The 12,371-nt window shown below is 53.5% G+C and carries 13 protein-coding genes and 1 pseudogene; 6 read left to right on the top strand and 8 right to left on the bottom strand.

Going from position 1 to position 12,371, the window contains the following annotated elements; genetic code table 11:
* Positions 1-45: 45 nt before the first annotated feature.
* Both CBW22_RS12825 and oxdA read right to left on the bottom strand, forming a co-directional pair.
* The gene (locus CBW22_RS12825; protein ID WP_088516863.1) at positions 46-912 is read right to left on the bottom strand and encodes a transporter; all 867 of its coding nucleotides are present in this window, start codon (positions 910-912) and stop codon (positions 46-48) included.
* Positions 913-951: 39 nt separating this feature from the next.
* On the bottom strand, positions 952-1,998 hold the full coding sequence (gene oxdA, locus CBW22_RS12820) for an aliphatic aldoxime dehydratase (protein WP_088516862.1): 1,047 nt from the start codon (positions 1,996-1,998) through the stop codon (positions 952-954).
* 306 nt (positions 1,999-2,304) lie between these two features.
* Between oxdA and CBW22_RS12810 the strand changes: the two genes are divergently transcribed.
* The 3 genes from CBW22_RS12810 (at position 2,305) to CBW22_RS12800 (ending at position 5,593) form a co-directional block, all read left to right on the top strand.
* Positions 2,305-3,312, top strand: coding sequence for a helix-turn-helix domain-containing protein (locus CBW22_RS12810; RefSeq protein ID WP_088516860.1), 1,008 nt, complete (start codon positions 2,305-2,307; stop codon positions 3,310-3,312).
* Between the two features lie 620 nt (positions 3,313-3,932).
* Positions 3,933-4,739 carry an arginase family protein gene (locus CBW22_RS12805; protein WP_254919500.1) on the top strand — a complete coding sequence of 269 codons (807 nt, stop codon included), beginning with the start codon at positions 3,933-3,935 and terminating at the stop codon, positions 4,737-4,739.
* Positions 4,740-4,873: 134 nt separating this feature from the next.
* Positions 4,874-5,593, top strand: a complete 720-nt coding sequence (locus CBW22_RS12800) for a 3-keto-5-aminohexanoate cleavage protein (protein ID WP_088516858.1) — start codon at positions 4,874-4,876, stop codon at positions 5,591-5,593.
* Between the two features lie 111 nt (positions 5,594-5,704).
* Here CBW22_RS12800 and CBW22_RS12795 read toward each other — a convergent pair whose 3' ends face one another.
* Complete coding sequence (locus tag CBW22_RS12795; RefSeq protein ID WP_254919499.1) at positions 5,705-6,613, bottom strand: tyrosine-type recombinase/integrase; 909 nt, start codon at positions 6,611-6,613, stop codon at positions 5,705-5,707.
* Positions 6,614-6,738: 125 nt separating this feature from the next.
* The gene (locus CBW22_RS12790) at positions 6,739-7,713 is read right to left on the bottom strand and encodes a quinone oxidoreductase family protein (RefSeq protein ID WP_088516856.1); all 975 of its coding nucleotides are present in this window, start codon (positions 7,711-7,713) and stop codon (positions 6,739-6,741) included.
* Between the two features lie 107 nt (positions 7,714-7,820).
* Between CBW22_RS12790 and CBW22_RS12785 the strand changes: the two genes are divergently transcribed.
* Positions 7,821-8,678 carry a LysR family transcriptional regulator gene (locus tag CBW22_RS12785; protein WP_088516855.1) on the top strand — a complete coding sequence of 286 codons (858 nt, stop codon included), beginning with the start codon at positions 7,821-7,823 and terminating at the stop codon, positions 8,676-8,678.
* A gap of 59 nt (positions 8,679-8,737) precedes the next feature.
* Here the strand turns inward: CBW22_RS12785 and CBW22_RS26675 are convergent, their stop codons facing one another.
* Genes CBW22_RS26675 through CBW22_RS12770 form a run of 4 tightly spaced genes read right to left on the bottom strand, consistent with a single transcriptional unit; the run spans position 8,738 to position 11,607 of the window.
* On the bottom strand, positions 8,738-9,154 hold the full coding sequence (locus CBW22_RS26675; protein ID WP_254919498.1) for a tyrosine-type recombinase/integrase: 417 nt from the start codon (positions 9,152-9,154) through the stop codon (positions 8,738-8,740).
* The gene (locus CBW22_RS26670) at positions 9,112-9,747 is read right to left on the bottom strand and encodes a tyrosine-type recombinase/integrase (RefSeq protein WP_254919497.1); all 636 of its coding nucleotides are present in this window, start codon (positions 9,745-9,747) and stop codon (positions 9,112-9,114) included. Before CBW22_RS26670 ends, CBW22_RS26675 begins: the two co-directional genes overlap by 43 nt.
* Positions 9,740-10,666 carry a tyrosine-type recombinase/integrase gene (locus tag CBW22_RS12775; protein WP_088516854.1) on the bottom strand — a complete coding sequence of 309 codons (927 nt, stop codon included), beginning with the start codon at positions 10,664-10,666 and terminating at the stop codon, positions 9,740-9,742. The genes CBW22_RS26670 and CBW22_RS12775 overlap by 8 nt, the downstream gene beginning before the upstream one ends.
* Positions 10,663-11,607 carry a tyrosine-type recombinase/integrase gene (locus CBW22_RS12770; protein WP_088516853.1) on the bottom strand — a complete coding sequence of 315 codons (945 nt, stop codon included), beginning with the start codon at positions 11,605-11,607 and terminating at the stop codon, positions 10,663-10,665. Before CBW22_RS12770 ends, CBW22_RS12775 begins: the two co-directional genes overlap by 4 nt.
* Before the next feature lie 121 nt (positions 11,608-11,728).
* Here CBW22_RS12770 and CBW22_RS12765 point away from each other — a divergent pair.
* Both CBW22_RS12765 and CBW22_RS12760 read left to right on the top strand, forming a co-directional pair.
* A pseudogene (locus tag CBW22_RS12765) lies at positions 11,729-11,869 on the top strand (DNA methyltransferase); the annotation flags it as partial.
* 20 nt (positions 11,870-11,889) lie between these two features.
* Positions 11,890-12,111, top strand: coding sequence for a hypothetical protein (locus CBW22_RS12760; protein WP_059012511.1), 222 nt, complete (start codon positions 11,890-11,892; stop codon positions 12,109-12,111).
* Positions 12,112-12,371: the final 260 nt, after the last annotated feature.

The following is a 12,371-nucleotide window of genomic DNA, read 5'->3' as shown; positions in this document are numbered from 1 at the left end:
ATAACCTGGCTGAGAAGGACATTCAGCTGGTCAGGAAAGACACGTTCAGAAAACGCGGGCGTAGCGCAGGTTCAGACGGAAGTTTTCTTCTGCGCCATTCTCCACGCGCAGATCCCGCCCCAGCTGAATCTGGAACTGATCGCGTGGGGTGACAAATTTCGTGGTAGTCAGGCGGATATTCGTGGTCTGAGTCGGGTTATCCTGCTTCACACCATCAACGGTGGTTTCGCCCCCCCAGGTCTGGCCGAATCCCAGCCCAAAGGAGAGCGTCTGATCGGGCATATACCGCCCCATAATCTGTGCGGCCCAGGCGTTATCCTGTTCAAGTCGTGATGAACCGGGGCCATAGTCACTGTTGTTCCCGTACCAGATGCCATCGCCCACCACGTCCAGCGCCCAGTGTTCTGTAAAGAACTTCACCCATGCGGCCTGCAGATCCACTTTCCAGCGGTTTTCGCCCAGATTCAGGGGATCGTTATGGTCGTAACTACCCGAGGGCACGTACAGATAAGGTGAAAAACCAAAGATGTCGCCACCGTCGCTGAGCCTGACCTTCAGAGGAACGGTCAGTATCAGGTCTCCTGTGCCGCTGACTGAGCCAAGCGAAGCAGCCTCCCCACCGCCTGAAATTCGCCCAAACGGCAAAAGGAACTGCGGGTCCAGCGTTGCCGATTCACTAATCTGTACGGTGTGCAGCAGACGCAGCATGCCGATATCAGAGGTCAGGTTGTAATCAGAGCTGACTTTGTTACCGCGCGAGTGGGCCGAGCCGGTTGATGCGTGCTGGTAGTAAAGCAGTCCTACGGTCGTGCCGTCAGGAAACTGGCTGTAATCACCGGGCGCTACTTCCACCGCGAAAGCAGGCAAAGACGCGAGCATGAGCGCTGGCGCGCTGAAACGTAATGCGTGCATAAAACCCCCCAGAGTGTTGACGTTGTTGATTATTTTTTCTCAGCGCTTAGCGTCCCGCATCATCCCGGTTCCAGGATGGCAGTTGATGTATTCAAAGGTCTGAAAACGGGCGTCTGAAACGGAAACCTCATGGTAAAGCCGCAGCTTCTGCAGGCCGGTCACGACGCGGAAGAAGGTAGTGAAGATACGCAGATGGGTGGGGTGGGATTCGGCCCAGCGCTCAAGCCGGTCCAGAGAGCGCCAGAAGCCAATATCGTAGGCAATATCCAGCAGGTTTCCGTCACGGTCAACGTTGCGCACAAAGCGGTTGCTGTAGCAGCCGAGAGCGTGTCCCTCGTCACGCAGAAAATCCATGCCTGCCTGCAGCGGCGGCAGCATCTCATTGAAGTAAAGCTGGCGCTCCTGTTCATCGGCCTCTGCCCAGTCCTGGCCGGAGCGGATAAGCGTAATGTTGTCGTGACCCTGCACGACCACCCGACCTCCGGCTGCGGGATCGCCTGCCATGATGCGCAACTCGCCGTCAGGCCGCAGCCAGTCATTCTGTGAGGCCGGGATCCGGTCGCGCACCGATCCCCAGTAGCCGTGTTCCTGAATCTCACCGCTGAGGTTGTCCATAAGGGCCCCGACGCCCGGTAGGTCTTCTTTGAAGGCATACAGGGTTTCGAACTGCTCGGCGCGCGGTGCGATGATTTCCCGGAAATAGCCAAGCTCATCACTCAGACGTTCGTCTGATGACCACCAGTTTTCGATCTCTGGCAGGCGCAGCCAGCGGCAATAAGCTGACGGATCCCGCCAGTAGCCCACCACAATGAAGTTCCCGAATCCCTGGTTATCGACATGAAAGGTTATGTCATGGTGCTCCGGACCGTAATCCAGACTGAAGCTGTCGGCCATGTGCTGCATGGCTGATACCGCTTTCTGCCGATGCTTTTCATGAAACTGCACCCCCAGATAGGCCATGACGACCTGAGTCAGCTCTTTATCGGCCCGGCCGACAAACATCGGAAAAGGAGGTTCGTAATCATCATGAACCCGGCGGGACAGCGTGCGGGGGCATTTAAGGTGCTTGTCGATGGCTGATTCCATAAAACTCTCCGGTAAGTTTTTTCAGTGATGAATATTCCCAACACCGATACTAAGGAGATTTTTTCTGTCTACCTGGCTGAGCAGGACAATCAGCTGGTTGTTGCGGACACGCCGGCGATTGCGTTACTGCGGATTAAATCTGAACAGAATGGGTGCGGGTGTGCCCTGAATAAGTGCATCGGGGAGGCTGACACACTTCTGACAGCGTCGGTTAATGCCTGTAGTCTGGGGTGAAAGCATGGCGCGGAAATTGCTTACACTCAGGAACAACCATTAATTATCCGCCTGTTTATATGAGGTGTCGCTGTGAACAATCACTCCGCACTCCATGGAGAAATTCGGTATTCAACCGGAGAGGTTGCAGTCCATCAGCGCTTTGATTACTGGCATGACGTTATTCTTCGTCACTGTATTCCTTCAGATGGCAAGCCTCAGGCTGATGGCAGATTCAGTGGTGAGCTCGCGGTGCGTGAAATAGGGCTGGTAGATGTGTGCACCCTTAGTTCAACCCTGCATCACTGGGAAAGAAAGGCACATCATGTGCGCTCGGGGCCGGAGGATGACCTGTGGCTGGGCTATATTCAGGGGGGGTATGGTCAGCTTGAACAGGGCGGTCGCAGGACGAGTCTGTCAGCAGGAGACCTGGTGCTTTATGATGCGGCTCAGACCTTTCGGTTCAGCATTGGCGGAAACCATAATCATCTGATCCGTATTCCGCGTCACCTTCTCAAAGGGCAGGCTTCAGCCATGGAGCTGATGACCGCCACAATCCTTGATAAAAACCGCCCCGGTGTAACCCCACTCCGGGAAATAGTCTGCCTGGCCGCGAATAATTCCTTTCTGTCGTGTAACCCGGAAATGGCTGGGCGCTTTTCGCAGACGATACTGGACCTGCTGACGTTGAGTCTTGAACTTCAGAGCACAGACAAAGTCGCTTCTGAACGCGATTTGTACGCGAGAGTACGTAACTATATCAGTCGTAATCTGAAGAACCCTGAACTCAGTCTGGAAAGCATTGCGAAAGCACATCATGTGTCCGTCCGCACTGTAACGCGAGCTTTTGCCCGCCATCAGAAAACCCCGGCTGCTGTTATATGGCAGGAACGTCTGGTCGCCTGCAGAAACGCCCTTACTCAGGGCGTGGCACGGAGTGTTTCAGAGATAGCCCTTGACCACGGTTTCTCTGATTTGACCCATTTCAGTCATGCATTCCGTAAGGCTTTCGGAGTAACGCCCAGCTCGGTAATGAAGGAGAATTCATGCGTGATTAACATGGGCGGACTTTCAGGGCATGAAAAACTGGCTGAAGGCTAATGCACTGACCTGAAGTGTTACCGTGCGTCAATGCACCAAGCTTAGTTTTCTTCATACCTGCTAATGAATGGGCAGGTATAACACTATCTACTTCAGATACTTTCATAGACATTCAGCCTTACATCAAAAGCCAGTGCAGCTTTTCATCCCTGAACGTATCCTGATTTGTCCATCAAGCGAAGGAAAAATACTTCCCCTACGGTGCGTTTATTCACTGTTCATAGTGAAATATCTTGGCGTTAAACACAACTGCACACCCGTTCCCCGCCGCGCGCGGGACATTCAGTCCGCTCCGGCGGCGCGTACGGCTTGCGCGTCTGCCCTTGTTTGCTCCGCTGGTCGCCCGTCTGTGTGGAGGTCACAGCACCACTACCGATGCCCCTTCATACTCAGGAGACATTACTATGTCTCGATTTATGCACGGCGACAGCGTACAGGTTACCGCCGACACCCGACAGAAAGCCGCTCAGCGCCCTGCACCAGCTGAGCGAAACCTTTACGCAGCCGGGCGCCATTGTGCTGGATCCGTTATGTTGAGCTCAACATAACGGATCTTATGTGACGGCCAGTGTTATGTTGCTTTCGTGCTTCAGGATACGTTCGGTCACGTCCTGGTATGCGTGGACGTCAACGCTACAGTTACCTGTCCCGAATACAGTCATGAAGAAGAACAGGACACTGATATTCTGAACGGACACAAGCTCAGATTTCTTAATCTGCAACTGGCGGAGGAGGTCGGCACTGCGCTCCGCTGTAACTTAAAACCTGTTGTTATCGGGGGCGACTGCGCTATTCTTCCCGGAGTATTACTGGGCTGCAGGCACTACTCAGGGCCGGTTGCTCTTGTGCATATTTATGGTCACAGTGATTTCCGTCATCCCGGAAACTGGAAGAGGAGACCGGGCTCCCGGCCAGGTGCGGCCGCCGGTATGGACCTGGCACTTGTAACCGGACGTGGAGAAGCGTTGCTGACCGAATGGCCGGGTATTGAAGGGCCGCTGGTTTATGATGCAGCAGTGATTCAGCTGGGAGAGCGAGAGTTATTTCTTGAGGATTATGAGTGGCCTGATATAGGAGACACCGATATCCTGCGTATCAGCATTTTCGATGCCCTGGCTTTATCAGATATCGAGCTTACCGATATGATTTTCGGGCGTCTTGATGCTTTTACCGAAATACCTTACTGGATACATCTTGATTTGGATGTGCTGGACGGTACGGAGATGGCAGCCGTTGACTGCCCCGGTACGCCCGGCCTTTCTTCACAAAGGCTTGAGAATATCTGCCGGACACTGTTCAGACATACCCATTGTTGTGGTATTTCGGTAACCATCTTTGATCCTGACTTAGATCCCGAAGGGACATCAGCCCGGCTGGTTTCGTGCATTATCAGCAACATTACCGGCAGCAGCAGATGCTCAACATGATGCCAGACCGTTATTTCCAGCCCATATAAAGTCCAGTAATAGGGCGCCCATCGCACAGGATCCAGAGAAAGCTGTTTCATTCCGCAGAATAACTGTCTCTAACTTCAGCGGCATATCCCAGAAAGTGAGAAATTATGATACTTCAGGCGTGTATTAACGGTGCCAGAACAAAGCTGGATCATCCCAGTATTCCGGTGACGTCAGATGAAATAATCGCAGATGCGCTGGCATGTGTGGCTGCCGGGGCCCACGAAATCCATGTGCATCCCCGATCCGAAACGGGAGCAGAGAGTCTGGGAGCGGTAGACACGACGGTGAGCGCTATCAGGCTTGTCTGCCCGGGCACCCTTATTGGGGTTTCAACGGGAGACTGGATTGAAGGCGGCGCTGAACAAACCCGGCGGGCTGTGTCTGCGTGGAAAACCAAGCCTGACTATGCTTCCGTGAATCTGTCAGAAACCGGTTCAGCAGAGCTCATAAAACTGCTTATTGAACGAAATATTGGCGTTGAGGCAGGCTTATCCAGCCCGCTGGATGCAGAAATGCTTGTCAGACTACCTGAACGAGACAGGATTTTCCGGGTGCTGATCGAAATTGAAGAGCAGCAGGTGGAGGCAGCTGATAGCATGGCATCCGAAATTGTCGGAATACTTAAAAGTTCAGGCATAAATAAACAGATCCTGCTTCATGGTTTTGATGCTACCGCGTGGCATTTTATTGAACGCGCAAAGGCTGAGATGTTTTCCACCCGGATAGGATTAGAAGACTGCCTCTTTGACCCAGACGGCGGGGTCGTTGGAGGTAATGCAGACATGATTCTGATGGCGACCCGCCTGCTACAGGCTGACAGGTAACGGGCCAGGACAGCCGGGTGATTCACCGGATATATCTCACCGTCATTCCGGGCCATGGCTGTGAGATGATTATCCTGAGTGGGCAGACTCAGGTATGCAGAACGAAAAAATTCAGAGCGACCTGAGAAAATCCATAATGTCGTCCCGCTGTTGTTTCCACGGCTTCTGAACGCTTTTCTTCTGTTCCGGCTCACACATCCTCAGCGCCCGCGCTTTCATCTGAATATCGACCTCGGCGTAAATCAGCGTTGTGGACAGTGAAACGTGACCCAGCCATGCTCTTATTGTGTTGATGTCTACCCCCGCACGCAGCAGATGTGTGGCTGTCGTGTGCCGGATTGTATGCGGGCTGATACGTTTTTTGTGTAAAGATGGAATGGCAGAAGCGGCCATGGCTGCGGTCCTAACCACAATGTCATGAAAACCGAAGCGCGTCAGCGGTCTTTTTTGCCGGTTCCTGAACAGCGCCTCTTCGTGCAAGTTATCTCTGGTCAGTTCCTTAAGCAACCGCGCGGTCTCCGGCCACAGGGGACATCGCCTGATCCGGTTACCTTTGCCGTGAATCACTACTGATGAACTGATCCCTTTCGGACCGTTAAAAGTTAAATCGCCAATTCTTACGTGCGCAGCCTCATCTGCCCGCGCCCCGGTGTTATAGAGAAACATGAGGATGGCACGATCCCTTTTTCCCTGAGCAGTTTTAACGTCCGGCGCAGCCAGCAGTGCATCCATTTCATCTTTTTCAAGATAGCTGATTAACGATGTTCTGCTTCTATGCAACGGGATGCTTTTCAGCCTGCCATACCATTCAGTGTATTCTGGTGCGTGCGTGGCAATAAAGCGGGCCAGTGAGCGTATACCCGCCAGTCGCTGGTTACGTGTCGGGGAACTGCAGTGCCGGCCGTCACTGAGGCTGCGCAGAAAGTTACTTACGCAGCTTTCTGAAAGGTCTTCCACGAGGAGTTTATCGGCTGCCTTTCCTGCCGCTTCGGAAGCGAAAGGCAGAAGCAGGCGCAGCACGTCCCGGTACCGGTCTGAAGATTTATCAGCATCTGATACCTCTTCAGACCTCAGAAGTGAAACGCGTGAAATGGGGAGGTAAAAATCACAGAGGGATTGTTTTTTGTTTCTGATTACATCCTGAACTAAACGGTCAGAATCACGCTTCCTGTGGTGCGCCCGGCTTCAAGGTCTGAGTGTGCATCAGCGGCATGAGTCAGCGGATATTCTGCCCCTACAGGATTTATAAGTCCGTTCTGAAGGGCCGATATAAGATCTCTCGCTCCCTGGGCGTAAAGTTCTGCGTCATCAGCATAAGCCATTGAGCTTGGCCTCATCAGTGCAATCGAGCGGGCGAATCCCAGCTCTTCAACACGTACCGGAGGAATGGGGCCTGCCGGTTGGCCCAGACTTGCCACTGTACCAAAAGGACGTACCACGCTGAGCGTTGCAGAAAGCATTGTTCCTCCGATCCCATCAATGGCAAGATGTACACCACGACCATCAGAAATTTCACGTGCCTTATCCGCCCATCCGGCGTCGGTATGAAGAAGTACCTCTTTTGCCCCCGCCGCCTGTGCAATTTTGACTTTTGCAGCAGAGCCCGTTGTGCCGATGACGCGTGCACCTTTCATTGTTGCCCAGCGTGTAACAAGCTGGCCCAGGCCTCCGGCAGCAGAATGTACTAAAATCCAGTCGCCCTCTCTGACATTTCTGACTTTATGAAGAAGCATATGCGCGGTAAGTCCGCGGAGCATAGAGCTCCCGGCGGTTCGTATATCAATATCTGTGGGGATTCTGACGAGGCGACTGGCCGGGATATTCCTGATTTCGGTATAGGCTCCCATCGGATTGCCGGTATAGGCAACCCGATCGCCCTGAGCAAAGGCCCGGACGTTAGTCCCGGTTGCTGTCACTATGCCGCCCCCCTCAAAGCCGGGTATGGCTGGGGAAGACGACTGGGGATAAAGGCCTGAGCGATAGTAAATATCAACAAAATTAACGCCTATCACCTCATGACGGATCTGAACTTCATCAGGACCGGGGGCTTTAATTTCAATTTCAGTGGCGTGGAGTACTTCGGGTCCACCTGGCTGGCTGATAATGATTGCGGTTGGCATACAGTATCCTCATGGTTAAGTGAGAAAAATTATAAAGTCGTTCACAGGGAGAAAAATACGGGTATAAAAGCGCTATGTATGTGCGGATATGTACAAGGTGGGAATGGATGGACTGGCAGGATTTAAATTGTTTTCTCGCACTGGCGCGTAAAGGGTCCATGTCGGCAGCGGCTAAAGAACTTAATGTCGATCACGCAACCGTAAGCCGCCGTATAACAGCGCTGGAAGCTTCGCTCGGACTTCGCCTTACCGAACGTTTGCCACGGCAAACCAGCCTGACGGAACAGGGAAAAGTTATTGCCTCTGTGGCGAATGATATGAACAGGATCGCAGACCGGGTTCACATACAGGCGAAAGCATTATCACTTTCACCTGCGGTCAGCATAAGGATCAGCGCATCGCCAGCTGTTGCAGCGCAGCTGATTGCACCTGCCATAGCGGGCTTCACTCAAAGCCATCCTGATATTGCGCTCTCGCTGGCAGGCGTCTCACATCATGCTCAGCTGAGTAAAGGTGAAGCGGATATAGCAGTCCGCCTGACGAGACCCGATGACCCCGGTTTGCTGATCCGCCGGATAGGCACTATGCATTTTGGCCTTTATGCCTCTCATTCCTGGCAGGAAATTCCACCTGAGAATTGGGTGTTTATTGCTTATGAGCGCTCTCTTGAACATATTACGCAGCAAAACTGGCTGGAATCGCTGCTGGAAGGGAGGCGGGTTATATTCAGGGCAAGCGACCTGATGGCGCAGCAGCAGGCTGCAAGAAGCGGTCTGGGACTTGTCACGTTACCCTGTTTTATGGGAGATGCTGACAGTTCTCTTTTAAAACTGACCGTCGATTCGCGTCCGCCAGTCAGGGATATCTGGCTGGTCGCTTATCCGGAGCTGCGGCGCGATCCTTCTGCAGCTGTCGTAATGGAATTTCTTGCGGGCGCCATCAGCAGAGCATGCCCGCCAGACTGAATATACGGGTTTTTTCCATCTCCTGTTTAACCTACCGGCACCTTACAGAACAAAGCATTTCAGAGTGATTTCAGGAAGGCCATTACGTCTTCCTGTTGCTTCCATGGCTTGCTGGTTTGCCCTTTTTGATGTGGCTCACATGTCATCAGCGCTCTGGTTTTCGTCTGCATGTCAACTTCCGCATAAATAAGCGTTGTCGACAGCGATACGTGACCCAGCCAGGCCCGGATTGTGTTGATATCAACGCCGGCCCGTAGCAGATGCGTAGCTGTAGTGTGCCGGATAGTGTGAGGGCTTACGCGTTTTTGTGAGAGTGACGGGACCGAGGCTGCTGCTGCAGTGTTACGTACGACAAGATTACGGATGCCGAATCGGGTAAGGGGCCTGTTCTCACGATTAACGAAAAGCGGTTCATGAGATAAACGATCGCTGCTCAGTAACTGTAAAAGCCGCGCCGTCTCCGGCCAGAGGGGCAACGTCTGAGCCGGTTACCTTTTCCGTGGATCACAACCGATGAGTTGTTGTGTCCTGCCGCTATGCTCAACGTTAAATCACCGATTGTGACCTGTGTGACTTCCCCTGCCCTGGCACCGGTATTATAAAGGAACAGCAAAACTGCATGGTCCCTTCGACCCTGAAGAGTTTTAACGCCCGGCGCAGCCAGCAGCGCATCCATTTCATCTCTCTCAAGATAACTGATGAGTGCTGTACTGCTTTTACGCAGAGGGATACTTTTCAGCCGGCCATACCAGCCGGTGTATTCCGGTGCATGCATGGCAATAAACCGTGCCAGTGAGCGGATGCCCGCCAGCCGCTGATTGCGGGTTGAAGCACTGCTATGTCGTTTATCTCCCAGCTTTATCAGAAAATTGCGGACACAATCTTCAGAAAGGTCTTCCACGAGGAGTTTATCGGCTGCCTTTCCGGCCGCTTCTGAAGCGAAAGGCAGAAGCAGGCGCAGCATGTCGCGGTAACTTTTCTGCGTGTTAACTGAAAGATTTCGCTCAATTATCAGGTATTCCAGCAGAAAGCGGCGCACCCATGAACTGAGCAGACGGGTATCAGTCATTGTTTCCTCCGAGAGCATAATTTTCAAAACGCCGGCTGGCTTCTCCGAGGAGTTCAGGCGTCATGCTGAGATAAACCTGCGTGGCCCTGAGGTGAACGTGGCCGAGATAAACGGACAGATGAGGCAGCAGCAGCTGTACATCATCACCGTTCCGGTACCATGAAGTCAGCCGGTGTACGGCAAATGAATGGCGTAAATCGTGTATCCGTGGTTCATATCGTGCACCATCATGACGGGTAATACCGCACTCATTACGCAGTCGACGGAAATAATTCTGCAGCGTGTAGGTGCATATCCTGTTTCCGCCGGGCGTGACGAAAAACGGGGTGATGCCCTCAGTAGCTTTATGTCGGGCTTCAACTGCCGACAGCTTGTCCCGTAACTGAGGGGAAAATGGCACCAGGCGCGTTTTACCGAATTTACTCTGTTGTACTTTTAACACGCACTCATTCAGTCCGACGTCTCCCCGGTCCAGGCTGATAAGTTCACTGACGCGCAGGCCTGCGGAATAAATAAGCAGAAGGATGCGATGTAAATCGCCAGCGTAAAGCGTTCTGGCCCAGGCAACGGTCTCTGCCGCCTTAAACAGGCTCATAAGCTCAGCCTGAGAGTAAATGTAAGGCTCAAATGCCGCTGGCCGGACGGGCGACATCAGCGGTAGCGGAACTGTATCGACCAGGCCGCGGCTGAGGGCATACTGATATAAACTCCGCAGGCCACTGAGTTTGATGTGCCAGGTCTGCGTCAGCGCGCCTTTGCCGGCAAGAAAGGCCCTGACGCTTTCTGGCGTCACGTCTTCCAGACTGGCTTCGGTTCCCATAAACCGGCCGAAAGCGCGTGGCGTACAGTTATTCAGCCATATTTCACCCAGCGCCTGCCGGTAGGCGATAAACTGGTCAATCAGGCTCTGAAGCTTCACAGGTATTTCCCGATATCAATATCCGCAACCCTGCGCAGTGCTTTCATATCTACTTTGGCATAAACGCGCGTCGCATCTGCGTCCGTGTGCCCCAGGTGCATACCTATCTGAGCCAGCGGCATACCGGTTTCCATCAGCCTTGTTGCGCAGGCATGCCTCAGGGCTCGCGGCCCATACTGGGGCAGAGAGACGTTCAGTTTTTTCAGCCGCTCAGACACAAGCATATAGATATCCCGGACAGGCCGTGCGCCGTACAGGGTAAGAAAAACATGCCGGTAAGGCGAAGGCGGCCTGACATCCTTCAGGTAGCGCAGAACCGCTTCCCCAGCTGGTCGGGAGAGTGGGAAAATTCGCCTGCGTCTGGTTTTGGTACAGTCAATGGTCAGCAGTTCGCGTTCCCAGTCAAAGTCATTCAACTGCAGTGTTTTGATTTCAGATGGCCGCAAGCCATAAATGGCCAGCAGCATGAGAATGGCTGTGGCACGGATATCAGAGGGTTTATCCCCTTCAGCGTCTCTCAGCAGTCGCAGCACATCGTCCCAGGCAGGCCCTTCTGGAACAGAATCCAGAGAGTAAACGCGCGTGCTGCGCAGACAGTCGGCCAGTCTTTCACTGCATAAACCATTTCTGGCACCATACCTGAAGAACGCCCGGAGGCAGTGAGTAACGTGCTGAAGAGACTTTCGTGAATAGTTACGATAACTGCTCAGGTATTTCAGGAAACGCTCGGCTGCCTCGAAAGAGAAAATATCGGTATCAGAGGCATTACAGGCGTTCAGATAATGACGGATGACAAAGACCCGGCCGCTCACCGTTGCCGACGACAGCCCCAGTTCATGCTTCATATAAGATTCAAAATTAACAAGTTGCGGATTACTGTTGCTATACGAGTACGTTGCTAACGAACCCGCATCAACCTGAGACGGCACAGCTTCTTTCATGACAGCGCCTCCTTTGACCTCAGAGCCAGACTGGAACCATTATGTTGATTGTTATTTATACACTTGCCTGCCACATCTGCTTTCAGACCTTCATCACAACATAACGATCTCTACCACATAAGATCCGTTCGCCGGCAGCGGTTCGACCTGCGTGGCCGCCGAGGAATGTGGGCGCCGCTGGATCGGTATTGAGCTGCTGGAGCAGTACCACGCCGCCGGCCTGCGACGCCTTTACGCCCGGCACAGCGCGCGCGCCGCCTGACCATTACGGAGAAGAAAAACATGAGTACACAAACCCCTGAAAACGCGCTGGCCGACGACGTGGCAGACCTGGAAGAATCGCTGTATGAGTTTCATCTGCGGCTGCGCGACATGACAGCGCGCCACCTCTGGCACGGTGCCAGCCTGGAGCAGCGCATGACCGGCTTACTCATTGAGGGAATCGACAACGACCTGGTGGAACTCTACCGGCGCGCGGCGCAGATCCGGAAACACTATCGCTAGGGTGGTTAATAAATAACCAAAATACAAAAGCCCTGCCGGCGTACGGCAGGGCCAGTTTTATCCACAGGGTTCCGGCGCTGATATGCACGCCGGCTGTGGACAGGACTGAGAGGAAAAGGACGTTACTGCGCGCCGCTTTCATGCCGCCTGCGGCGGGGGAGGAAAAACGTGCGGTCTGCGGCCGGTGCCGTGACTTCACTTTAGCCCGGCCGCTGCGTGTTCAAGAGATCGCTTCGCTCGCCGTCCTCGCCCGTTCGCAC

The organism is Pantoea sp. VS1, from assembly GCF_002207995.1.
In the GTDB taxonomy this organism is placed as follows: domain Bacteria; phylum Pseudomonadota; class Gammaproteobacteria; order Enterobacterales; family Enterobacteriaceae; genus Pantoea; species Pantoea dispersa.
Note: the sequence above shows the minus strand (reverse complement) of the source record. Positions and strands in the feature narration are given on the sequence as shown.